General features: G+C 70.9%; 20 protein-coding genes. 17 read left to right on the forward strand and 3 right to left on the reverse strand.

Annotated features, from left to right (window positions below; all coding sequences use genetic code 11):
* Window positions 1-102 precede the first annotated feature (102 nt).
* Entirely contained in the window at window positions 103-1,314 is a 1,212-nt protein-coding gene (locus AB0M08_RS22785) for a glycosyltransferase (protein WP_364496522.1), read from the reverse strand.
* Window positions 1,315-1,776: 462 nt separating this feature from the next.
* Here AB0M08_RS22785 and AB0M08_RS22790 point away from each other — a divergent pair, with 462 nt between their 5' ends.
* Genes AB0M08_RS22790 through AB0M08_RS22810 form a run of 5 tightly spaced genes read left to right on the forward strand, consistent with a single transcriptional unit; the run spans window position 1,777 to window position 7,974 of the window.
* Window positions 1,777-3,678 (forward strand): nucleoside-diphosphate sugar epimerase/dehydratase, encoded by a 1,902-nt coding sequence (locus AB0M08_RS22790; protein ID WP_364496525.1) that lies wholly within the window; start codon window positions 1,777-1,779, stop codon window positions 3,676-3,678.
* Window positions 3,675-4,940, forward strand: coding sequence for a nucleotide sugar dehydrogenase (locus AB0M08_RS22795; RefSeq protein WP_364496528.1), 1,266 nt, complete (start codon window positions 3,675-3,677; stop codon window positions 4,938-4,940). Before AB0M08_RS22790 ends, AB0M08_RS22795 begins: the two co-directional genes overlap by 4 nt.
* Window positions 4,941-4,954: 14 nt before the next feature.
* Window positions 4,955-5,596 carry a sugar transferase gene (locus AB0M08_RS22800; RefSeq protein ID WP_364496530.1) on the forward strand — a complete coding sequence of 214 codons (642 nt, stop codon included), beginning with the start codon at window positions 4,955-4,957 and terminating at the stop codon, window positions 5,594-5,596.
* Window positions 5,586-6,677, forward strand: a complete 1,092-nt coding sequence (locus tag AB0M08_RS22805) for a hypothetical protein (RefSeq protein WP_364496532.1) — start codon at window positions 5,586-5,588, stop codon at window positions 6,675-6,677. The genes AB0M08_RS22800 and AB0M08_RS22805 overlap by 11 nt, the downstream gene beginning before the upstream one ends.
* A 52-nt stretch (window positions 6,678-6,729) precedes the next feature.
* Window positions 6,730-7,974, forward strand: coding sequence for a hypothetical protein (locus AB0M08_RS22810; protein ID WP_364496534.1), 1,245 nt, complete (start codon window positions 6,730-6,732; stop codon window positions 7,972-7,974).
* Window positions 7,975-8,020: 46 nt separating this feature from the next.
* Here the strand turns inward: AB0M08_RS22810 and AB0M08_RS22815 are convergent, their stop codons facing one another.
* Window positions 8,021-8,572: an SUKH-4 family immunity protein gene (locus AB0M08_RS22815; RefSeq protein ID WP_364496536.1), complete on the reverse strand. Its 552-nt coding sequence runs from the start codon at window positions 8,570-8,572 to the stop codon at window positions 8,021-8,023.
* A gap of 172 nt (window positions 8,573-8,744) precedes the next feature.
* On the reverse strand, window positions 8,745-10,652 hold the full coding sequence (locus tag AB0M08_RS22820) for a hypothetical protein (protein WP_364496539.1): 1,908 nt from the start codon (window positions 10,650-10,652) through the stop codon (window positions 8,745-8,747).
* A 197-nt stretch (window positions 10,653-10,849) separates the two neighbouring features.
* Here AB0M08_RS22820 and AB0M08_RS22825 point away from each other — a divergent pair, with 197 nt between their 5' ends.
* From AB0M08_RS22825 to AB0M08_RS22880, 12 genes are all read left to right on the forward strand, one after another.
* On the forward strand, window positions 10,850-11,989 hold the full coding sequence (locus AB0M08_RS22825) for an alpha/beta fold hydrolase (RefSeq protein WP_364496542.1): 1,140 nt from the start codon (window positions 10,850-10,852) through the stop codon (window positions 11,987-11,989).
* Window positions 11,990-12,194: 205 nt separating this feature from the next.
* Complete coding sequence (locus AB0M08_RS22830; RefSeq protein WP_364496544.1) at window positions 12,195-13,349, forward strand: substrate-binding domain-containing protein; 1,155 nt, start codon at window positions 12,195-12,197, stop codon at window positions 13,347-13,349.
* A gap of 65 nt (window positions 13,350-13,414) precedes the next feature.
* Window positions 13,415-14,947 (forward strand): sugar ABC transporter ATP-binding protein, encoded by a 1,533-nt coding sequence (locus AB0M08_RS22835; protein WP_364496547.1) that lies wholly within the window; start codon window positions 13,415-13,417, stop codon window positions 14,945-14,947.
* Window positions 14,947-15,966, forward strand: coding sequence for an ABC transporter permease (locus AB0M08_RS22840; RefSeq protein ID WP_364496550.1), 1,020 nt, complete (start codon window positions 14,947-14,949; stop codon window positions 15,964-15,966). Before AB0M08_RS22835 ends, AB0M08_RS22840 begins: the two co-directional genes overlap by 1 nt.
* Window positions 15,963-16,382 (forward strand): VOC family protein, encoded by a 420-nt coding sequence (locus AB0M08_RS22845; RefSeq protein WP_364496553.1) that lies wholly within the window; start codon window positions 15,963-15,965, stop codon window positions 16,380-16,382. Before AB0M08_RS22840 ends, AB0M08_RS22845 begins: the two co-directional genes overlap by 4 nt.
* Window positions 16,372-17,145 (forward strand): SDR family NAD(P)-dependent oxidoreductase, encoded by a 774-nt coding sequence (locus tag AB0M08_RS22850; protein ID WP_364496556.1) that lies wholly within the window; start codon window positions 16,372-16,374, stop codon window positions 17,143-17,145. Before AB0M08_RS22845 ends, AB0M08_RS22850 begins: the two co-directional genes overlap by 11 nt.
* Before the next feature lie 108 nt (window positions 17,146-17,253).
* Window positions 17,254-18,378 carry an FAD-dependent monooxygenase gene (locus AB0M08_RS22855; protein ID WP_364496559.1) on the forward strand — a complete coding sequence of 375 codons (1,125 nt, stop codon included), beginning with the start codon at window positions 17,254-17,256 and terminating at the stop codon, window positions 18,376-18,378.
* Window positions 18,375-19,334, forward strand: a complete 960-nt coding sequence (locus tag AB0M08_RS22860; RefSeq protein ID WP_364496562.1) for a cyclase family protein — start codon at window positions 18,375-18,377, stop codon at window positions 19,332-19,334. The genes AB0M08_RS22855 and AB0M08_RS22860 overlap by 4 nt, the downstream gene beginning before the upstream one ends.
* Window positions 19,334-20,674, forward strand: coding sequence for an FAD-binding oxidoreductase (locus AB0M08_RS22865; protein WP_364496564.1), 1,341 nt, complete (start codon window positions 19,334-19,336; stop codon window positions 20,672-20,674). Before AB0M08_RS22860 ends, AB0M08_RS22865 begins: the two co-directional genes overlap by 1 nt.
* Complete coding sequence (locus AB0M08_RS22870) at window positions 20,671-21,411, forward strand: SDR family oxidoreductase (protein ID WP_364496567.1); 741 nt, start codon at window positions 20,671-20,673, stop codon at window positions 21,409-21,411. The genes AB0M08_RS22865 and AB0M08_RS22870 overlap by 4 nt, the downstream gene beginning before the upstream one ends.
* Before the next feature lie 14 nt (window positions 21,412-21,425).
* Window positions 21,426-21,719, forward strand: a complete 294-nt coding sequence (locus AB0M08_RS22875) for a putative quinol monooxygenase (protein ID WP_364496570.1) — start codon at window positions 21,426-21,428, stop codon at window positions 21,717-21,719.
* Between the two features lies 1 nt (window position 21,720).
* Window positions 21,721-22,638, forward strand: coding sequence for a fumarylacetoacetate hydrolase family protein (locus AB0M08_RS22880; protein WP_364496573.1), 918 nt, complete (start codon window positions 21,721-21,723; stop codon window positions 22,636-22,638).
* The last annotated feature ends 18 nt before the right edge of the window (window positions 22,639-22,656 follow it).

Genomic DNA, 22,656 nt, shown 5'->3' on the forward strand with positions numbered 1-22,656 from the left:
CCGGACCCGGTGCGCTGACCGGCGGCACGTGCGGTGCCGGTGGCGGCCGTGCGTGTGCGTGCGTGCGGTGACGGCGAACGGCGAGGCCGGCGGCGTGTGAGGTCAGCGCGAGGTGATCGGGCGCGGGCGGTCCGGGAGCGCTCCGGGCACCGGGTGGGAACGGATCACGCGGTCGTAGACGCGGCCCACCGCGGCGGCCATGTGCCCGGCGTCGTAGCGCGGGCCGGCGGTTCGCGCGGGAAGGCGGGCGCCGCCGCGCTCGGTGTGGCAGAGCAGTTCGGCGCGGAGCGAGCGGGGCAGGGACTCGCGGTCGTTCGGGGTGATCCGGTGGGTGCCGCGGACCGGTGCCCGGGCGGCGATCCGCTCCTCGAGGGGTCCGCAGGAGGCGTAGACGGCGGGCAGGCCGGCGGCGATCGCCTCCAGGGTGGCGAGACCGGAGGCGTGCGGGCCGGGGCTGGCGAAGACGTCCATCGCGCAGAGCATCGCGCGGGGATGGCCGACCGGGCCGGCGAACGTGACCCGGTCGGCGACGCCCTCGATGTCGGCGAGACGTTCCAGCGCGTGGCGGGCCGGGCCGTCGCCGACCAGCAGGAGTTCGGCGCCGGGGACGCCGGTCAGTGCGCGGATCAGCAGGTCGAAGCGCTTGGCCGGGTCGAGGCGGCCGACGGCGCCGATCACCGGCACGTCCGGGTGCAGGCCGAGGTGGGCGCGGGTGGCGAATCGCAGGCCGGGGTCGTACGCGAAATCGGAAGGCTCGACCGCCCACGGGATGACGGTGATCCGGCCGGCCGGCACCCCGGAGGAGCGGAGGCGACGGGAGATCGTCGCGGAGGCGGCGATCGTGATCAGGCCGAGGCGCTCGCCGGCCAGGTAGACCGGGCCGAGCCGGCCGAGATGGTGCTCGGTGGCGACCACGCGGCGGACACCCGCCAGCCGTGCGGCGATCCGTCCCGCGATGCCCGCCCGGTACGAATGCGTGTGTACCAGGTCGAATCGGCCCTGCCGAATGAGCCGCCGCAGACGCCGGACGCCGGCGAAGACGTTCTCTCGGCCCGAAGAGAAGCCGGGGAGGGGCGGGCGGCCGGGGAAGGGCGAGCGGGCGGGAAGGGGCGAGCTGCCCGGGAGGGGGGAGCGGCCGGGGGCGGGGAGGATCTCGTGCACCGGGATGCCGTCGGCGCGTAACGAGAGGCCGGCCGCGCCCGGCGCCGTCAGCGTGACCACCTCGCTCTCGTGTGGGAGGCGGTCGAGCAGCAGGCGCAGCTGGCGAACGGGACCCCCTTCGGCGAGCGCGGTGATGATGTGCAGCACCCTCATCGTCGTCCCCTGGTCGCATTGTCGACAGAACTATTGCGGCGCCTTTGGAGGAGAAGGCTGCCGTAATGGCGCCGGAAATGTAAGTCGCGGATGTCATGTCTAAGGTGAGTTTTCCTCGTCATTGCTATGACATCCTCCCCCGAATGGCCCCTCGGGGCGGTCCGCAAAGAGATCGAGAATAGGCGATCGAGGGCCGGGTGCGGAACATGAGACTCTCTCGTGTAGCCCGTGACAATTGCTACTGTGATCGACCCGCCGCCGACTGGAACGCTGATTTGTGCGAATGGCCGAAATGGCGATCCGCCGACCCGGCGTGAATGAATTCCGGGCGTCCGAAACCGATTTCCGGATGTCGCCATGGAGCGATGTCGTCCTCAGGTGCGATCGGGACCGCTGCGATCAGATCCATGGCGATCAGGCCGCGCGCCGGCCGGTCCCACCTGGCATAACTAGGGGGAATCCATGCAGGTGACGGACTCCATACCTGGAGAGTGGCCGAGCCGGGCAGCGCCGTGGTTCCGCGCGGCACTGCCCGGCCGGGCCGCCCGGGCCGCCGGTGACGCTCTCGCGCTGGCGGCCGCCCTGCTCATCGCGACGGTGCTCCGCCACGACGGGCACTTCGACCACCTGAATCTCGTCGGACTGGCCGAGCTCGCGGTCGTCGCCGGACTGGTGCACACCGCCGCCGGCGTCCGGTTCGGCCTCTACACCGGACGCTGGTCGTACGGCTGCTTCGAGGAGATCCTCGCGCTCGCCAAGACCGCGGCGCTCACCATCCCGCTGGTCTTCGCCCTGGACACGCTGCTCGGCCGGCTCGCCCCGCGCTCGGCGATCATCGCGGCCGGGCTGATCGGCCTGGTGCTCGCGGCGGCCCTGCGGTACACCGCCCGCCTCCGGTACGACCAGCGCCTGCGCCCGCACGAGCCGGGCACCCGGGTGGTGGTGATGGGTGCGGGTGAGGGTGCCACCCAGGTGATCCGGGCGATGCTGCGCAGCCCGTCCAGCCCGTACGCGCCGGTCGCCCTGCTCGACGACGATCCGACCAAGCGGGCCCTGCAGATCATGGGCGTTCCGGTGGCGGGCAACCGGCACGCGATGGCCGAGGTGGTCCGGCGGTTCCGGGCCGGGGCCGTGGTGATCGCCATCCCGAGCGCCGGGGCCGACCTGGTCCGGCAGCTCACCGACCTGGCCGCGCCGCTCAACGTGGACCTCAAGGTGGTCCCCCCGGTGGTCGAGCTCTTCGGTCGCACGGTCAGCGTCGAGGACATCCGCCCGGTCAGCCACGCCGACCTGCTCGGCCGCCGGGAGATCACCATCGACCTGGAGGCGGTGGCGGGTTACCTGGCCGGGCGCCGGGTGCTGGTCACCGGGGCCGGCGGCTCGATCGGCTCGGAGCTCTGCCGCCAGGTCGCCCGGTTCAAGCCGGCCGAGCTGATCATGCTGGACCGGGACGAGTCCGGCCTGCACGCGGTGCAGCTCTCGCTCGACGGCCGCGGTCAGCTGAACGACCGCAACCTGGTGGTCGCCGACATCCGCGACCAGCAGCGGCTCGACGAGGTCTTCGCCGAGCACCGGCCGCACGTGGTGTTCCACGCGGCGGCGCTCAAGCACCTCCCTCTGCTGGAGATGCACCCCTCCGAGGCCCTCAAGACCAACATCATCGGTACGTACCAGATCCTGCAGACGGCGATCCGGCACGGCGTCGACCGGCTGGTCAACATCTCCACCGACAAGGCCGCCGACCCGTGCAGCGTGCTCGGGTACTCCAAGCGGATCACCGAACGGCTCACCGCCGCCGCGGACGCGACCGCACCGGGGACGTACACCAGCGTCCGGTTCGGCAACGTGCTGGGCAGCCGGGGATCGGTGCTCACCGCGTTCGCGGCGCAGGTCGAGTCGGGCGGGCCGATCACGGTGACCGACCCGGACGTGACCCGGTACTTCATGACCGTGCAGGAGGCGGTTCGGCTGGTGGTCCAGGCGGGCGCGCTGGACAGCCACGGCGAGGTGCTGATCCTCGACATGGGCGAGCCGGTGCGGATCGCGGACGTCGCGAAACGCCTGGCCGACGCGGCCGACCGGCACGTGCAGATCGTCTACACCGGACTGCGGCCCGGCGAGAAGCTGGCCGAGGTGCTGCTCGGGCCGGACGAGCCGGACCACCGGCCCAGCCATCCGCTGATCTCCCAGGCCCCGGTGCCGCCGCTGGACGGCGCGGTGCTCTCGCTGCTCGACGCGGGCGCGCCCCGGGAGGACCTGATCGCGGTTCTGAGATGGCTCGCGGAGAGCCCGGCCCTCCCGGTGGGCGGGAAGGGCAACGCCCAGCGCGCCGAGTTCACCATGCGGATCGGAAGGCACCCGTGAAGAAGCAGCGTGTGGTCATCGCCGGACAGGGCTACGTCGGGCTCCCGCTCGCGGTCCGCGCCGCCCAGGCCGGTCACTCGGTGATCGGGTACGACGTCGACGACGAGCGGATCAAACGGCTGGCCGCCGGTGAGTCGTACGTCGACGACGTCTCCTGCGCCCAGCTCCAGGAGATCCTCGAGGTCGGGGTGTACCAGCCGTCCTGCGATCCGCGCTCGTGCGGCGGCTTCGACATCGCGGTGATCGCGGTGCCCACCCCGCTCCGGGACGGCACCCCCGACCTGCGCTACATCGAGGACGCGGCCCGGACCCTGGCCCGCTACCTGCGGCCCGGGGCGACCGTGGCGCTGGAGTCGACCACCTATCCGGGCACCACCACCGAGCTGGTCGCGCCGCTGCTGGAGGAGGGTTCCGGGCTGGTCGCCGGCGTCGACTTCCACCTCGGGTACAGCCCGGAGCGGATCGACCCCGGCAACCGGGAGTGGAGCCTGACCAGCACCCCGAAGGTGGTCTCCGGGATCAACGCCGCCTCGCTGGAGCGGGTCCGCGCCTTCTACGCGTCGATCGTGGACAGCACCGTGCCGGTCTCCGACCCGAAGGTGGCCGAGCTGGCCAAGCTGCTGGAGAACACCTTCCGGCACGTCAACATCGCCCTGGTCAACGAGCTCGCGGTGTATGCGCACGCGCTCGGCATCGACGTCTGGGAGGCGATCGACGCGGCGTCGTCCAAGCCGTTCGGCTTCATGCGGTTCACGCCCGGGCCCGGCGTCGGCGGGCACTGTCTGCCGATCGATCCGTCGTACCTCTCCTGGCGGGTGCAGCGGACCCTCGGGCAGAGCTTCCGCTTCGTCGAACTCGCCAACGACATCAACAACCACATGCCCGACTACGTGGTACGCCGCCTGGTCGCCGGGCTGAACCGGCGGCGTAAGGCGGTCAACGGGTCGACGATCCTGCTGCTCGGGCTCGCGTACAAGAAGAACAGCGGCGACGCCCGGGAGTCGCCGGCCCGCCGGGTCGCCGCGCTGCTGCTGGAGATGGGCGCCGAGGTCCGCGCCGCCGACCCGCACGTGGTCGAGGACGCCCGCGTCGACCAGCGGGTCACCCGCGTCGCGTTCTCCGCCGAGCAGCTGAGCGCCGCGGACGCCGTGGTGCTGCTCGCCGACCACGACGCCTTCGACCTGGACCAGATCGTCGAGCACGCCGCCTACGTGCTCGACACCCGCCATCGCCTCGACGGACCCGATGTGGAAACGATCTAGGGGGAGAAGAAACCGTGGGAGTACGCCCGATCTGGCACGTCCTCAACCAACTCACCGCCGCCGTCGCCCTGCTCCTGCTCTCCCCGGTGATCCTGGCCGTCGCGCTCTGGGTCCGGACCGCCGACGGCCGGGGCGTGCTCTTCGTCCAGGACCGGGCCGGCCGGGGTGGTAAGCCGTTCCGGATGCTGAAGTTCCGCTCGATGGTGCACGGCTCCGTCGCGATGACCGCCGAGATGGGGATCGGCGACCCGTTCGGGCTGGTGGAGAACGATCCCCGGATCACCCGCTGCGGCCGGATCCTGCGCCGGACCAGCCTCGACGAGCTGCCGCAACTGGTCAACGTGCTGCGCGGCCAGATGCTGCTGGTCGGCCCCCGCCCGGACGTGCTCCCGCAGGTGGCGAACTACTCGGCCGAGGACGCCCGCCGCCTCGAGGTGAAGCCCGGCATCACCGGCTGGGCCCAGGTCAACGGCCGGGACGACATCGACTGGCCGGAGCGATTCAGGCTCGACCGGTGGTACATCGACCACTGGTCACCCCGGCTCGACCTGCGGATCCTCTGGATGACGGTGACCGGCCTGCACCGCGGCGAGCCCCCGGTCCACGTCGACGACCTGAACGTCAAGCGCGCGGGGGACTACGGCCGTGCGGCGTGAGGGACGGCGGGACGAGATCGGCTCCGAGTACCACTGGGAGCCGTCCGCCCTGCTCGACGCGCCGCACCACCGGCTGCCGGACGGGCACCGGCTCTTCGCCACGGCGACCGGGGCGCTGCGCGCGCTGCTCCGGCAGCTGGCCCCGGCCGGGCGGCTGCACGTGCCGACCTACTTCTGCACCGGGGTCGCCGAGGCGCTGGCCGAGTGCGTGCCGATCGCCTGGTACCAGCACCTGCCGCTGCGGGACGGCCCGGACCTGGAGACCCTGCACGCCCGGCCCGGCGACGTGGTGCTGGCCCAGAACCTGTTCGGCGTCGAGGATCCGCGGCCGTGGCGGGAGTGGATCGCCGCCCATCCCGGGGTGCCGGTCGTCGAGGACCACTCGCACGATCCGTTCGGCGACTGGGCCCGGCACAGTACCGCCGCGTACGCCGTCGCCTCGCTGCGCAAGACGCTGCCGCTGCCGGACGGCGGGCTGCTCTGGTCGCCGTCCGGCCGGCCGCTGCCCGGTCCGGACGGTCCGGAGAGCCGGGGTGCCGCCCAGAAACTCGCCGCGATGCTGCTCAAGGCCGCGTGGCGGGACGGCCGGCCGGTCGCGAAGGGCGACTTCCGGGCGCTGCAGCAGCACGGTGAGCGCGCCCTGCTGTGCAGTGCCGGTCCGGCCAGCGCGGTGACGGCCGCCCTGCTTCCCCTCCTCGACGTGGCCGGCCTGCGCGACCGGGGACGCGCCGCGGCCGGGAGCCTTCGGCACGAGCTCCTCTCCCGTACGCGGAAGGAATTCGACCTTGTCGTTGAAGGTCCTTTTCGTCTCCCCCTGGCCTGTGCCTCGGAGACGGCACGCGATGCGCTGCTGGCACACCTGGCGCGGCACCGGATCTTCGCGCCGGTGCACTGGCGGCAGGAGCGGCGCGGCTGGTGGAGCGGTGATCGCGCGGCGGCGGCCCTCGCGGCGCGGATGCTGACCCTGCCAGTTGATCATCGGTGCAGCTCAGAGGATGTTCAGCGGATCGCGCACGTGATGGTCGAGTTCACCGATCTGGCATCGTGCGAATCGAAGGTGGGGCATATAGTCGTGGCGTGAGACGGCTGAAGAGCGATCGTCCGGGGACCGAGAGCAACGGCGGCCGATAGCGATGGGCGCCGGAGGCTGGGTCGCGCTGGGCATCGCCGTCTTCGGCTCGCTCTGCTACGCGGCCGGCTCGATCCTGCAGGCGGTCGGCGCCAAGCGCAGCACCGGCGCGGTGCAGACCCTCGGCCACCCGCTCTACCTGATCGGTATCGGTCTCGACATGACCGCGTGGATCGGGTCGATGGTCGCGCTGCGCGAGCTGGCGGTCTACCTCGTCGAGTCGGTGCTCGCCGGTTCGCTCGCCATCACCGCGCTCTGCGCCTGGCTCTTCCTCGGCTCCCGCCTGCGCAAGCGTGACGTCGTCGCGATCGTGGTGACCATCTGCGCCCTGGGCGCGCTGGCCCTGTCCGCCGGTCAGCAGCAGGTGGTCGCCGCCTCGCTCCCGCTGCGCCTGGGCTTCTGCGGCGCGCTGATCCTGCTCCTGGTCGGCGGCTGGGCGGCCACGAAGATCGGCAAACCCGGCCTGATGGCCACGGTCGGCGGCCTCTCGGTCGGCGGCGCGGCCCTCGGCGGCCGCGCCCTGCACCTGCCCGAGGAGCAGATGAACACCCTCGGCTCGGCGGCGCTGACCATCGCCACCGAGCCGCTGACCTGGGTCCTGCTGGTCTTCGCCGCCAACGGCATGGTGATGTACGCGAACGCGCTGCAGAAGGGCGACGTCGGCCGGGTCACCGCGGTGCACTGGACCGGCGAGGTGATCGCCCCGTCGGTGATCGCGCTGACCATCCTCGGCGACACCGTCCGCCCGGGCTGGGAGCCGGTCGCCCTCGGCGCCGCACTGATCACCGTCACCTGCGCGATCGTCCTGGCCAGCGCCCCGGCGGCCACCGCGACCGCCGCCACCGCGGAGACGTCCGGCCCCACTCCGCTGCCCGCCGGCGCCGAACCGCACGCGCTGCCGGCCCCGCCGCTGCCGGTCGCGTTCGGTGCCGCCGGTCACCCGGTCGTCCCGGCCATCGGGTTCGAGGCGTGGCGGCTGGCGATCCCGCTCGAGGCGCACTGGCCCGCACTGCAGCCCCCGCTGGTCCGCGGCTACGGCACGATCCTCTGGTGGGGTCCGCCGACGGCGCCGCGCCCGATCTGGGTCCCGCCGGACCGCACGCTCGAGCCCCGCGACCAGGATGCCCTGGAACGCGGCCCGCTGCGCATCTGGCCCGCGTGGGTCGGCCCGCAACTCCCGGCGGTACGCCGTGCGGTGCGCTCCGCCTCGCTGCCCTGGCGCCCCACCCGCGACCGGGACGCCGCCTAGCCTGGAGCCTTAACGTGTGGTGGGGTGGCATCGACCCCGTCACACGTCAAGACTCAAGCTGACTCCCGGTCGACTCCAGTCGCAGGAACGCGGCCGACCACCACGACTCGGGATCCTCGAACGCGGCCGGGTCCAGCGCCCGCAGCCGGTCGTGCAGCTCCCGCGCGCGCTCGGCCCGCTCCCGACCACCCGGATCGGTGGCGATCAGCTGACCGAGCCGGAACAGGAACTCGACGAAGGTCGCATAGGTGCCGTTGCACACCTCGATCGCCGCCGTGTCCAGGTCGAGGAGGAGCACCTCCCCGGAGATCGCGTCGAGGCAGAACAGCATCACGGCGTTGCCGGGCGCGCTGCCGAGCACGATCAGCGAGCCGGGCTTCTCGCCCTCGAACTCCAGCTCCAGATGCGTGAACACGGCGATCTGCGGATGATCGATCAGGGCCGTGAACAGGATCGGCACATCGACCGGTTGCGCACCGTCCGGCGGAAAGACCTCCGGCCCGAGCGGCCCGAGCACCCCGTCGAACCTGTCGAGCGGAAAATGAATCAGGTTGCGATCGCCCCACAGCGACTGCAACTCGGCATAGCTGACGCTCACTCGGTTCTCCAGCCTGTCAGTCGGCGACGCCGGCGCGGCGGAGCAAGCCTACGTTCCGCCCCGGGCCCGCATCGCAACCGGCGCGGTTCGCCGCTTCCCCCGGCAGCCACCCGGGCCCGGGCGGCCGAAAGGGGCCACACCGAGGTGCGGCCCCTCCCGGGAACTGCGATGGCTACTTGACGCGCAGGACGATCGCCCCGGTATAGGTGGCACCGGCCTTCAGGGTGGTGGTGACCCCGTCGACGGTGGCGGTCAGCTTCTTGCCCTTGGGAGCCGCGATCGAGGCCTTCGCGCCGATCGTGAGCTTCGTCAGGTAGGAGGTGCCGGTCACGGTCCACGTGGAGCAGCCCGACAGGTCGACGACGACGCCGTTGTTGACGGCCGCCTCGGCGGTGTTGGTGACGACGCCCAGCTGCTCGTAGTCGGCCGAGGTGATCGTGGAGACCGCGTGGTGCGACTCCGACGACGTGACCACGCCGGTCAGCTTCGTGCCGTCCAGGGTGAGGATCAGGTTCTTGCCGGAGGAGGCGGAACCCCGGATGGCGTTGTAGAAGTCGCCCTTCAGGCTGATGTCGCTGAAGGTGGCGACGGTGTCGCTGGAGTGCGCCGCGGTCAGGTCGAAGGTGCTCGACTTGGCCGGTTCACCGGTGGGCTCGGTGTAGACGCCCGCGTTGACCAGCTGCCCGTTCACCATCACGGGGCCCGGGTCGTCGTCCTCGATGACCTGGAGGATGACGCCGTTCTTCGCGTTCACCGACGCGCCCTGGGAGCCGTCGACGGTGATCCCCACGGCCTGGCCCTTGTTGAGGAATGCGGCCTGCGCCGTGTTCAGGACGGTGCCGCCGTCGATGTCGACGGTGCCCGCGCCGTGCCACATCACACCGAACTTCTTCGAGTTGATGACGGTACGGCGCTGGGCCAGCGACTGCAGTTCCTTCGCGGTGAGCCCGAGCGACAACGAGGAGTTGAGGCTCTTGACCGCCGCGCGGCTGCTGTCGCCGTAGTGCACGGAACCACCGCGGTTGATCGCGGCGTAGGTGGCCACGTTCATGGTGGTGCCGAGGAACTCCTCGGTGGCGTTGCCGATGACGTACGAGCCGTAGCCGCCCTTGCCGGTGATGGCGAGGTCACTGTTGATCGACGTCAGCTTCATGTCGGAGCCGCCGTCGGTCGACAGCACGCCCCAGCTCTCCGAGGAGACCTGGGAGTTGATGTACGACGCCTGCGTGTTCGCCCCGAGCAGGTTGGTCGCCCGCACGGTGCCGGTGGCGCCGAGCATCCACGGCATGTCCTCCATGTACGGCAGGTTCACCGTGGAGACGTAGTCGGACGGCAGGGTCCCGTCCGCCGTGTGGATCTTTGAATTCTTGACGATCACGTTCGATCCGCCGTCGGCGACGACCGCGGTCCGGACGACGCCCTTGTTGTCGATCCTCGCGCCGTCCACCACCAGGGTGGTGTCGTCGCCGGTGGCGGTGATCGCCGAGCCGTACCCGACGAAGTCGCTCCGGCCGTTCCCCTTGAGGGAGATGGTCGGGTCGACCAGGTCGTAGTCGGCGTCGTTGACGTAGACGCCGTTGAACACCTCACCGGTCGACTGGATCTTGAGGTTACGCGCCGAGCTGCCCGTGATCGTCGCGGAACCGTTGATCGCCGCCGAGACCGACTTCGCCTTGACCACACCGGTGGCGTCGACGTAGAGGGCCTGCCGGAAGGGGAAGGTCAGCCCCTGGTAGGTGATGGCGTTCTGCTCGGTCACCGTCACCACGACGTCGCCGCGGTAGGTGCCGGCCACGATCGCCGCGTCGGTGCCGCCGGTCGCGGTCAGCTTCTGACCGGTCTCGACGCCGTTCACGGTGAGCGTGAGGCTGTATCCGGCGGGGGCGGAGATGGTGCCGCCCTCGGCCAGCGTCAGTGCGCTGAGCTTGGTGGTCTGGGAGACCACCCAGGTCTCGCCCGACCCGATCGTGACCTTGCCACCCGCCGTGGCGGCCGCCGCGCTGGCGGTCCCCGGGGTGGTGAGTGCCAGAGAAAGGGCCAGAGTCGCGGCGATGGTCAGATTACGGGGTCTGATTCTCATGCAATCTCCCTTGTGGAGGGAATCCCGTCGTGTGGGAAGAGTCAAACAGCGCCCGTAACAAACCAGAAATGTTCCGTCGCCATACCTGGCATGGGCGTCGCCGATGGCGGCGTGACGGCGACCACAACTGGCGGCGATGCCAGGCATGCGAACTCGCCATTTCCGTAGTGTGAACGAACGGCCCTAGCGTCGGCCGCATGTTCGAGTACTTCCCCGGCAACTACGTGTGGAACTTGGCCGTGGTCGCGACGCTGAACAGCGGCGGCTACATCGACGAGGTGGACCGTGCCTGCCGCCCGGTCCGCGACCTAGCGCTTCAGGGTGCGGATGCGGGCACGGATCAGTTGTACGCGGCGTGGAGTGCGGTCGCCGACGGCCTGATCGCCTCCGCGGAGGAGGACGTGAAGCGGGGCCGGCTGATCGGCGCCGGTGACAAGTTCCGGCGCGCGAGCCTCTACGTCTCCCAGTCGGAGCGGCTGCAGGCGCCGAACTGGCCGGGCCGCAAGGCCGCGTACCGGCACTCGATCGACCTGCTGAAGCGCGCCGCCGAGCTCGGGGGCGCGAACATCATCCCGGTCGAGGTGCCCTATGAGGGCGGATCGCTTCCGGCCTATTTCGTGCCGGCGCCGGGCGAGGGACCCAAGCCCTGCGTGATCCAGTGGAACGGGCTCGACTCGACCAAGGAGATGATGTTCTACTCCGGGTTCGGGGACGAGAACGCCGCGCGCGGCGTGAGCACGCTGATGGTCGACACGCCCGGCAGCGGTGAGGCCCTCCGGCTGCGCGACCTGCGGGCCCGCCCGGACACCGAGGTCTGGGCGGCCGCCTGCGTCGACTACCTGGAGAGCCGGGACGACGTCGATCACGACCGGATCGGCCTGGTCGGCTGGTCGCTCGGCGGGTACTACGCGCCCCGCGCCGCGGCGTACGAGAAAAGGATCAAGCTGGTGGTGGCGTGGGGGGCCAACCACGACTGGGGTGAGGTGCAGCATGGGCGGCTGCGGCGCGAGGGGGAGAACCCGGTGCCGCACTACTGGGAGCACGTCTACTGGGTGTGGGGCGCGCAGGGGCGGGAGAGCTTCTTCGCGATCGCCGATCGGGTGACGCTGGAGGGCGTGATCGACAAGATCACCGTGCCGTTCCTGGTCACGCACGGGGTCAACGACCGGCAGATCTCAGTGAACTATGCCCACAAATCGTACGAAGGTGCGATTAACAGCCCGAAGCGGGAATTGCGGCTGTTCACCCCCGAGGAGGGTGGCGCCGAGCATATCGGCATCGACAACCTGCGCGTGGTGGGTGCGTATGTGGCCGACTGGATCGCCGAGACAATCTAGAACAATCATCCCAAAATAGCCCGCCGGCTCGACGCCGGCGGGCTCGCGGTGCTTCGGTAACGGAAGAAGCACCATCGGTCACACCGATCGCAGCCATATCAACGGGCGATTTCCGCGATGTTTCGCGCTTTGATTAGCTCCTTCCACGCCAGTGATGGCGCTCACATAGACGTGAAGCTCAGGTGCGAGATCCCAGGAGTCGCCCATGTTTTCAGTCCACCGGCGGGTCGCGGTCACGTTCGCCGCCACCCTCGCCCTCTTCGCCGGAGCCTGTAGCTCCTCTGACGATACGACCAGCAGCGGCGACTCGGGGAGCACGACGTCGGCCGAGGCCGCGAAGGCCCTGGAGGCGGCGTACACCGGCGAGATCGGCACCCCGCCGACCGTCCCGACCACGCCCAAGGCCGGTGTGAACCTCTGGGTCGTCTCCTGCGGCCAGCAGGTCCCGTCCTGTTCGACCCCGACCTCCGGCATGGAGGAGGCGGCCAAGCTGGTCGGCTGGACCGTCAAGGTCTGCGACGGTCAGCTGAACCCGACCGGCTGGGGCAACTGCATCCGGCAGGCGACCAGCGCCAAGGCCGACGTGGTGATCCCGATCGGCATCGACTGCGCCAGCGTCAAGGCGCCGTTCCAGGAGGCCAAGGACGCCGGCGTGAAGATCGTCGGTGGCGGCGCCTCGGACTGCGACGCGGCCGGCGGCGAGAAGCTGATGGCCAGCGAGCGGCTCCAGCTGAAGGACGTCACCAACGAGCAGTACTGGAAGCTCAACGGCAAGCTCCAGGCCGACTGGATCATCGGCAAGACCAACGGTGAGGCCAAGGTCCTGATGCTGACCTTCACCGACCCGATCTGGGGCCCGTGGCTCGCCGCCGGCTTCAAGGAGGAGATGGCGACCTGCTCCGGCTGCACCATCGTGGCCAACCTCGACGTCGCGAACAACGACTTCGTCAACAACACCGCGGCGACCAAGTTCTCCACCGCGCTGCTGCAGGCGCCGACCGCCAACGCGGTCAGCATCCCGGTCGGCGGCTGGATGTCCTCCGGCCTCTCCCAGGCGATCGTCTCCTCGGGCCGCAGCGACAAGCTCAACGTGGTCACCGGGTTCGGCAACGAGGGCAACATGGACCTGATCCGCGACGACAAGGGCCAGGACGCGGTCATCGGCTACGCCAGCCAGTGGGGCGCGTACGGCTCGATCGACACCGCCATCCGGATCATCAACGGCGAGGAGCCGCAGGTCGAGGGCGACGGCATGCAGATCGTCGACAAGGACCACAACCTGCCCGCCACGGCCGGCACGGACTACGACGGCTCGGTCGACTACAAGGCCGCGTACAAGAAGCTCTGGGGCCTGAGCTGACCGGTTTTTGAAGGAAGCCGCCGCCTCGGCGAGAGGCGGCGGCAGTTCCCAGGAAAGGAGCCCCCATGCCGCAAGCGGCGGTCCGTCTGGAAGACCTCAGTAAGACCTTCGGCGCCACCAAGGCGCTGGCCGGGGCCGGTTTGACGCTGCGCCCCGGCACCGTGCACGCCCTGCTCGGCGGCAACGGCTCGGGAAAGTCCACCGCGATCAAGATCCTTGCCGGGGCGTACGTGGCGGACGCGGGGACGATCGAGATCGGTGAGCGGCGCTGGGACGCACCGTCCTACGACGCGCGGGAGGGTTTCGCGGCCGGTCTCCGCTTCGTCCACCAGGACCTGGGCCTCTTCGACGAGCTGACCGTCGCGGAGAACTTCGCCCTCGACCACGGATGGCCGCGCGGCCGCGGCGGTCGGATCAGGTGGGGCGCCTTGCGCTCACGTGTCGCTCAGTTGCTGGAGCGGTACGAGGTGGAGGCCACCCCCGACATGATCGTGGCCAAGCTCCGCCCCGCCCAGCGCACCATGCTCGCCATCGCCCGGGCGGTCCAGGACCACGACGGCGCGGACCGGGTGCTGATCCTCGACGAGCCGACCGCCGCGCTGCCGCTGCACGAGTCGGAGATCCTGCTCCGCGCGGTCCGCCGCCGCGCCGACCTCGGGCAGACCGTGCTGATCGTCAGCCACCGGATGCAGGAGGTGCTCTCGGTCTCCGACGACTTCACGGTCTTCCGGGACGGTCGTACGGTGGCGAACCTGGTGGACGCGTCGCCGACCGAGGACGAGCTGATCGCCCACATGACCGGCGCGGTGGTGACCGCGCACGAGGCGGCGCCCGCGTCCCGGGAGGCGACCACCGAGCCGGTCCTGGAGGTGCGCGGGCTGGTCGGCGGGCCGCTGACCGGGGTCGACCTGACCGTCCGGGCCGGCGAGATCGTGGGGATCGCCGGGCTGGTCGGGTCGGGGCGTACCTCGCTGCTCAAGACGGTCTTCGGCGAGCACCGGCCGGCCGAGGGCACGATCAGCATCGCGGGACGGGCGGCGTCCGCCCGCGACGGCGTGGGCCGGCGGATGGCCGAGGGGGTCGCGTACCTGCCGGAGGACCGGCTCGGCGAGGCCGCCCTCAACGAGCTCTCGGTCCGGGAGAACCTCAGCGCCTCGGTGCTGCGGAGCTTCTGGCGCGGGGGCCGGATGGCGCACCGGGCCGAGCGCGACGCGGCCGAGGGACTGGTCGGCACGTACAAGGTGAAGACGACGTCGGTGGACGCGGTCTTCGCCTCGCTCTCCGGCGGCAACCAGCAGAAGGTGGTGCTCGCCCGCTGGCTGCGCCGCAACCCCCGGCTGCTGCTGCTCGACGAGCCCACCCAGGGCGTCGACATCATGTCCCGCCGCGACATCTACGCCAGCATCCGGCAGGCCGCTGCGGCCGGGTGCGCCGTGGTGGTCGCCTCCTCCGACTTCGTCGAGCTCTGCGAACTCTGCGACCGGGTCGCCGTGCTCGCCAAGGGCGCCGTCACCACCTCGGTGGAGGGGGAGGCCCTCACCGTCGACCGTCTCACCGCCCTCACCCAATCGTCCGCGCCTCTCGAGAGGGCTTCCTGATGGAACAGACGCTTGCCGCCGCGCCCGCCCAGGCGGCGCCGAAGAAGAAGCGCGATCTCCGCTTCAAGGATCTGGCCGAGCGCAACGCCCTGCTGGCCCTGCTGATCGCCATCGTGGTCTTCTTCTCGGTCTGGCCGCAGAGCTCGGCGGTCTTCTTCACCACCGAGAACTTCAGCGTGCTGCTGGGCAACCAGGCGGTCGTCGCGCTGCTCGCGCTCGCCGCGATCCTGCCGCTGGTCAGCAACTACTTCGACTTCTCGCTCGGCTCGATCGCGGCGGCCAGCACGGTGCTGCAGGCCGGGCTGATGTCCCGGCACGACGTGCCGCTCTGGCTGGCCGCGCTGCTCGGCATCCTGCTCGGCGCGGCGATCGGCGGGGTGAACGGGCTGCTGGTCACCCGGTTCCGGCTCAGCGCGTTCGTCACCACGCTGGGCATGGCGACGCTGCTCGGCGGCGTGATCCAGTGGTACACCGGCGGGCAGACGATCGTGAACGGCATCTCCGACGGGCTGATCGATTTCGGCTCGTCGACCTGGCTGGGTCTGCCGCGCGTGGTCTACGTGGTGATCCTCTTCGCGATCGTGCTCTGGTACCTGCTGGTGCACACGCCGTACGGAAGAACGCTCTACGCCATCGGCGCCAACCCGCGCTCGGCGAAGCTGCTCGGCATCCCCGCCGACCGCAACGTGCACCTGTCGTTCGTCCTCGCCGGCCTGATCGCGGGCGTGGTCGGGGTGCTGCAGCTGGCCCGCTCGGGCTCGGCGACCGCGGACACCGGGACCAGCATCCTCTTCCCGGCGCTGGCCGCGGCGTTCCTCGGCGCGACCGCCGTCCGGCCCGGCTTCTTCAACGTGGTCGGCACGATGATCGGCGTGCTGCTGGTCAGCGTCAGCGTCAGCGGCCTGACCCTGGCCGGGGCGAGCGCCTGGGTCAGCCCGGTCTTCAACGGCGCGGCCCTGCTGATCGCGGTCGGGCTCTCCACCTACCTGGGACGGCACCGGGGGGTGGCGGCGAAGTGAGGCTCGACCACGTAGGACTCAACGTCACGGATCTGGACGCGGCCGAGAAGTGGTACAGCGAGGCGTTCGGGCTGCGGGCCGAGCGGCGGCTGCGGGTGGACGCGTTCGACCTGGACATCGTGATGCTGATCAGCGACGAGCACGGCTACCGCTTCGAGCTGCTGCACCGGCCGGGCGGCACGACCGGTCTGCGGGCCGGCACGCCCCCCGAGGCGGCGCTGACCCACGGGTACGGCCACGCCGCGTTCGACGTCCCCGACCTGCACGGCGCCTACCAGCGCCTTCTCGACCTCGGCGCCACCTCGGTGATGCCGCCGGTGCAGTCGCCGGAGAAGGGCGTGCACATGGCCTGGGTCGCCGACCCCGAGGGCAACCTGCTGGAACTACTCGACCGGAGCGCGATCAATGGGCAGTGACCTGACCGGGAAGGTGGCGCTGATCAGCGGCACCGGGCGGGGGATGGGACGCGCGGCGGCGCTGGAGTTCGCGGCGTGCGGTGCCCGGATCTTCGGTGCGGACCTGGACGTGGACGGCAACGCGGAGACCGAGCGCCTGGTCAAGGAGGCCGGTGGCGTCATGGCGTCGCTGGCCCCGGTGGACCTGGGCAACCAGGCCGGCGCCGACGACTGGGTGAAGGCGGCGATCGGCGCGTTCGGAGGGGTCGACATCCTCTACAACAACGCGTCGGCGCTGCGGCACGGGGCGGTCGACACCATCCCGCTCGACGACTGGTACTTCACCATCCAGAACGAGCTGCACCTGGTCTTCCACTGCACCCGGGCGGCCTGGCCGCACCTGGTCGCCCGGGGCGGCGGGGTGATCCTCAACGTGGCGTCGGTGGCGGCGAAGCGGGGCGCGGCGTTCGTGCCGATGGGACCGCACGGCGCGGCCAAGGGTGGGGTGCTCGCGCTCACCAAGCACCTGGCGGCACAGGGCGCGGACGTCGGCATCCGGGCCAACACCATCTCGCCCGGGATGATCCGTACGCCGGAGACCGCGCAGTTCGTCGACGACCCGGACGGCCCGGTGCCGGCCCTCATGAAGATCACGCCGTCCCGGCGGGTCGGCGAGGTGTCCGATGTGGCGAAGCTCGCCGCGTTCCTGGCCAGCGACGACGCGACGTACATCAACGGCGCGGACATCGCGATCGACGGCGGTGTCTCCGCCATGGGCGGCTGATCCACGCATCGGCCCGGGTGATGGCTGCCATGGCGGCAGTCCATTTCCGCCTACCAGCAATCCACATTTAGCGTGACTTATAAGGGTTCGGGGAACGAGGAAAACACCATGGCCGTGTCGAAGGTCCTCATCGTCGGTGGCGGTGTCGCCGGCAGTGTGCTGGCGCTGGCGCTGGCCCAGCGGGGTATCGCCGCCGAACTGGTGGAGCTCAGCCCGCGCTGGTTCGGCGTCGGGCACGGCATCACCATCCAGGGCAACGCGATGAAGGCCCTGCGCCGGGTCGGCGTCTGGGACGAGATCGCCGTCGAGGGCGTCCCGTTCGACCAGATGCGGATGCGCAACGCGGACGGCTCACTGATCGTCGAGGTGCCCACGCCGCACACCGGCGGCGAGGACCTCCCGTCCACGATGGGCTCGCTGCGCTCGTCGATGCAGGAGGTCCTCTGCAAGGCCGTCTACGCGGCCGGGGTCACCGTACGCCTGGGCCTGACCGTCTCGTCGATGCGCAACGGCGCCGACGCCGTCGAGGTGCTCTTCACCGACGGCAGTGCCGGCGTGTACGACCTGGTGGTGGGCGCCGACGGGATCCGCTCGCACATCCGGGACCTGATCGGCATCAGGGCCGCCCCGGAACCGGTCGGGATGGGCATCTGGCGCCTGATCGCCGACCGCCCGGCCGAGATGGACTGTGCCGAGGTGTACTACGGCGGGCCGCGGTACAAGGCCGGGTACAGCCCGATCTCGGCGACCCAGTGCTACGCGTACCTGCTGGACGAGAACCTGGACGCGTCGCTGATCGGGCCGCGCGCGCCGATCGGCCTGTTCCGGGAGCGGTCCGCGGGGTACGGCGGCACCTGGGGCCGGATCCGCGACGCGCTGCCCGACGACACCGCGCTCGACTACCGCTGGATCGAGGCGGTCCAGCTGCGCGAGCCGTGGTTCAAGAACCGGGTGATCGTGATCGGCGACGCCGCGCACGCCTGCCCGCCGCTGATCGCCCAGGGCGCCGCGATGTGCGCCGAGGACGCGGTGGTGCTGGCCGAGGAGCTGGACGACGACCGCCCGCTCGACGACCAGCTGGCGAGCTTCCTGGCCCGGCGTGAGCCCCGGGTCCGGGTGGTGCTCGAGAGCTCGCTGCTGATGGCCCTCTGGGAGACCAATCCCGGCACCCCCGGCGCGGACCCGGCGGGTGTGATGAACCGTGCACTCTCGTTCCTGCAGGAGTCGGCGTGAAGAGTCTGGAAGAGGAGCTGGCGAAGGCCCGGGCGGCGTACCGGAACTGGGGCCGCTGGGGTGAGGACGACGTGCTCGGCACGCTCAACTTCATCGACGACGAGAAGCGGGCGCGGGCCGCCTCGCTGGTCCGCCGCGGCCGGTCCATCTCGCTGGCGCAGCGTTTCGGTGAGGACGGGCCGCAGAACGGCTTCCGGGGCCGGATCAACCCGCAGCACTACATGAAGGACACCGGCAGCGACGCGTGGGCCGAGACGCAGGGTTTCCCGCACGGCTTCGGCGGCTGCGACGACCACGTGGTGATGCCGCTGCAGTCCAGCACCCAGTGGGACGGGCTCGGCCACATCTTCGACCGCAAGCAGGCCTGGAACGGGCGGCCCTGCACGATCGTGGACGGCACCGGCGATCACGTCACCGGCATCGAGAACATGGCCTCGCAGTTCGTCAGCCGGGGCGTCCTGCTCGACGCGGGGCGCGCGCTGGGCGAGAACGGCGAGCTTCCGGACGGCTTCGCCATCACGGAGGAGCACCTGGAACAGATCATCTCGCTGCAGGGTCCGACCTCGGCGGTCGGTCGCGGTGACATCGTGCTTCTGCGTACGGGCCAGCTGGGGCGCTGTCGCCGTCAGGGCTCGTGGGGCGACTACGCCGGCGGGGCGGCGCCCGGGTTCTCCTTCACCAGCCTGGGCTGGCTGCACCGCACCGAGATCGCCGCGGCCGCCACCGACACCTGGGGCTTCGAGGTCCGCCCCTACGAGTTCCCCGGCCACGTCTTCTCCCCGGTGCACCAGATCGCCATCCCGAACATGGGCCTGCTGCTCGGCGAGATGTTCGACCTGGAGGAGCTCGGCGAGGAGTGCGCGGCCGACGGTGTCTACGAGTTCCTGCTGGTCGCCGGCCCGCTGCCGGTGACCGGTGCGGTCGGTGCCCCGGTCAACCCGATCGCGGTGAAGTGATGGGGCGGCTGGTGTTCCCGGGCGACGCGGACTGGGACGAGGCCCGCGTGGGGCGGGTCTTCAACGCGCGCCGCCCGGACCGGCAGCCCGCCGCGGTCCTGCTCGCTTCGACGGAGCAGGATCTGGTCGACGGGGTGCGGCTGGCCCGGGAGCGCGGCTGGCGGATCGCGGTCCGTTCCGGCGGGCACAGCTGGGCGGCGTGGAGCGTCCGCGACGACGCGTTGCTGATCGACCTCGGCGGCTACCGGGAGATGGCGTACGACCCGGAGACGGAGATCGTGTCGGTGACGCCGTCGGTCAAGGGCGGCCTGGAGCTGCGGCCCTTCCTCGCCGAGCGGGGCCGGTTCTTCGGCGGCGGGCACTGCCCGACGGTCGGGGTCGGCGGCTTCCTGCTGCAGGGCGGTCAGGGCTACAACGCCCGCGGCTGGGGCTGGGCGGCCGAGCAGATCGCCGCGATCGACGTGGTCACCGCCGAGGGTGAGCTGGTCCGCGCCTCGGAGACCGAGAACAGCGACCTGTTCTGGGCCGCCCGCGGTGCCGGGCCGGGCTTCTTCGGCCTGGTCACCCGCTTCCACCTGCGCACCCGCCCGTTCCCCGCGGCGATCGTCGAGACCATCCACGTGTACTCGTTCGACCACTTCGACACGGTGATGACGTGGCTGCACGGGATCCACGCCACGATCTCACCGGACGTCGAGATCGTGGCGGTCTCCGAGCGGGGCAACCTGGTCGTCACCGGGTTCGCCCTGACCTCCTCGGCGGAGGCCGGGCGGGAGGCGCTCGCGCCGCTGGAGACCTGCCCGGTGATCGACAAAGCGCTGGTGCGGGAGACCGCGGTGCCCTCCTCCTTCGAGTCGCACGCCGAGCGGCAGATCGCGGCGAACCCGGAAGGCTTCCGCTACATCGTGGACAACGCCTGGCTGACCGGCTCACCCGCCGAGGTCACAAAGGCGATAAATCCGCTTTTCACCGGCCTGCCGACGGAACGATCATTCGTCATCTGGTTCAGCATGGCGCCGCTCCGCGAACTCCCGGACATGGCCTTCTCGATGCAGTCGGAGATCTACTGCGCCACCTATCTCGTCTATGACGACCCCGCGGACGATCGTCGGTTGCGCGACTGGCTCACCGCCCGGATGACCGAGTTGGCACCGGTCACCGCCGGGCAGTACCTCGGCGACTCCGACTTCACCGCCCGAGAGATGCGCTTCATGGGCGCCGCGCAGTACGCGCGCCTCCGGGAGATCCGCGCGGTCCGTGACCCGGAGTCGATCTTCGTCGGTTATCTCACCGGCGACGGGGAACCGCCGCGCAACGTCAACCCGTGGGAGGCGCCGTGAGGTGCAAGGACAAGATCGTGGTGGTCACCGGGGCGGCCCGGGGCCAGGGCGCCGCCGAGGTGGCGGCCCTGCGTGCCGAGGGCGCGACCGTCATCGCCACCGACGTGCTGGACGGTGACGGGGTCCGGCACCTGGACGTGAGCAGCCTGGAGGACTGGGCCGCGCTGGCAGCGGACGTCACCCAGGAGCACGGCCGGGTCGACGCGCTGATCAACAACGCCGGGGTGACCGGGCGGGACCGGCTGCCGGAGATCGACCCGGTCGCCTGGGAGCGGGTCTTCGCGATCAACGTGACCGGTCCGATGCTGGCGATGAAGACGCTGGTCCCGCTGATGCCGGCCGGGTCGTCGATCGTCAACATCTGCTCGGTCGCGGCGGTCTCCGGGCACGCGGCGGCGCCGTACACGTCCAGCAAGTGGGCGCTGCGCGGGCTCACCCGCAGCGCCTCGCTGGAGCTGGGCATCCGGGGGATCCGGGTGAACGCGGTGATGCCGGGCCTGATCGACACGCCGCTGATGGAGTCGGCGCCGCAGGCCTTCTTCGACGCCGCGCTGCCGGAGATCCCGCTCGGCCGGGTCGGTACGCCCGACGACATCGCCCCGCTCATCGTCTACCTCGTCTCGGACGAGTCCGCGTACGTCAACGGCGCCGAGATCGTCGTCGACGGCGGGCTCACCGCGCACGTCTCACACAAGGCCATCGCCGACGCCACCCGGCCGCCGGCACACCGCAACTGAGAGGGAACACCACCATGGGGTACGTCGTCCGCGCCGTCTGGACCGCCAACGAGGGCTCCGAGGAGATCGTCCTCGACGCCCTCCGCGAGCTGGCCCCGCCGTCGCGCGAGGAGCCGGGCAACCAGTTCTACCAGGCCTACCAGGACCCGGAGCAGCCGCGCGTCTTCCACCTCTTCGAGATCTACGACGACGAGGAGGCGTACAAGGCGCACGGGGAGTCGGAGCACTTCCAGCGCCTGGCGTTCGGTAAGGCGATCCCGGTGCTGGAGAAGCGCGAGCGGGCCTTCTTCCAGACGCTGGACGTCTGACATGAGGATCGCCCGTTTCTCGTACGCGGGCACGGAGCGTGTCGGCCTGGTGGAGGGCGAGTCCGTGCGTCCTCTGCCGGCCGGCGCCACCGTCCTCGGGGTCGCCTCCGGTTCTGTTCCCGAGGCCACCGAGCCGATCGTCCCGCTCGCCGAGGTGACGCTGCTCGCCCCGGTGCAGCCGGTCGCGGTGCGGGACTTCGTCAGCTTCCAGCGGCACGTGGAGGGGGCGAAGCGGGCGGTCGAGGGCGAGGCCGGGGTGCCGGACGCGTGGTTCGAGCAGCCCACCTTCCTCTTCCTCAACCCGCACTCGATCATCGGTACCGGAGAGCCGGTCGCGCCGCCGTACGGCTGCAGGGAACTCGACTTCGAACTCGAAGTCGCCGCGATCATCGGGCGCGACGGCCGGGATCTGACACCCGAGGAGGCCGCCGGGCACATCGCCGGGTACGCGGTCCTCAACGACTGGTCCGCGCGTGACCTGCAGGGACGCGAGATGAAGATGGGGCTCGGGCCGGCGAAGGGCAAGGACTTCGCGACCACGCTCGGGCCCTGGCTGACCACCCCGGACGAGCTCGCCGAGCACGACGACGGCGACCGGCTGCGGCTGCGGATGGCGGTCAGCATCAACGGCACCGAGGTCGGGTCGGACGATCTCGGCACGATGGCCTGGTCCTTCCCGGAGCTGGTGGCGTACGCGTCCCGGTCCGCGTGGATCCGGGCCGGGGACGTGATCGCGTCCGGGACCTGCGCGAACGGTTCGCTCGTCGAGGTCTGGGGGCGGGTCGGGAAGCGGGAACCGGCGCCGCTGAGCGAGGGCGACGAGGTCACCATGACCGTCACCGGGCTGGGCAGCGTCACGAACGTGGTCGGCGCGCCGCGGCCCGAGGCGTCCCCCATTCCGAAAGCCCGGCGCCTCTAGCCCGTGTTTCGGGGCAGC

The organism is Actinoplanes sp. NPDC051851, from assembly GCF_040681165.1.
In the GTDB taxonomy this organism is placed as follows: Bacteria; Actinomycetota; Actinomycetes; order Mycobacteriales; family Micromonosporaceae; genus Actinoplanes.

Excerpts from the sequence above, each read along its gene's own strand:
- AB0M08_RS22785 (WP_364496522.1), bottom strand. The coding sequence starts at position 1,314 with ATGAGGGTGCTGCACATCATCACCGCGCTCGCCGAAGGGGGTCCCGTT.
- AB0M08_RS22820 (WP_364496539.1), bottom strand. The coding sequence starts at position 10,652 with ATGAGAATCAGACCCCGTAATCTGACCATCGCCGCGACTCTGGCCCTT.
- AB0M08_RS22835 (WP_364496547.1), top strand. The coding sequence starts at position 13,415 with ATGCCGCAAGCGGCGGTCCGTCTGGAAGACCTCAGTAAGACCTTCGGC.
- AB0M08_RS22880 (WP_364496573.1), top strand. The coding sequence starts at position 21,721 with ATGAGGATCGCCCGTTTCTCGTACGCGGGCACGGAGCGTGTCGGCCTG.
- AB0M08_RS22850 (WP_364496556.1), top strand. The coding sequence starts at position 16,372 with ATGGGCAGTGACCTGACCGGGAAGGTGGCGCTGATCAGCGGCACCGGG.
- AB0M08_RS22875 (WP_364496570.1), top strand. The coding sequence starts at position 21,426 with ATGGGGTACGTCGTCCGCGCCGTCTGGACCGCCAACGAGGGCTCCGAG.
- AB0M08_RS22855 (WP_364496559.1), top strand. The coding sequence starts at position 17,254 with ATGGCCGTGTCGAAGGTCCTCATCGTCGGTGGCGGTGTCGCCGGCAGT.
- AB0M08_RS22810 (WP_364496534.1), top strand. The coding sequence starts at position 6,730 with ATGGGCGCCGGAGGCTGGGTCGCGCTGGGCATCGCCGTCTTCGGCTCG.
- AB0M08_RS22865 (WP_364496564.1), top strand. The coding sequence starts at position 19,334 with ATGGGGCGGCTGGTGTTCCCGGGCGACGCGGACTGGGACGAGGCCCGC.
- AB0M08_RS22830 (WP_364496544.1), top strand. The coding sequence starts at position 12,195 with ATGTTTTCAGTCCACCGGCGGGTCGCGGTCACGTTCGCCGCCACCCTC.
- AB0M08_RS22790 (WP_364496525.1), top strand. The coding sequence starts at position 1,777 with ATGCAGGTGACGGACTCCATACCTGGAGAGTGGCCGAGCCGGGCAGCG.
- AB0M08_RS22825 (WP_364496542.1), top strand. The coding sequence starts at position 10,850 with ATGTTCGAGTACTTCCCCGGCAACTACGTGTGGAACTTGGCCGTGGTC.
- AB0M08_RS22840 (WP_364496550.1), top strand. The coding sequence starts at position 14,947 with ATGGAACAGACGCTTGCCGCCGCGCCCGCCCAGGCGGCGCCGAAGAAG.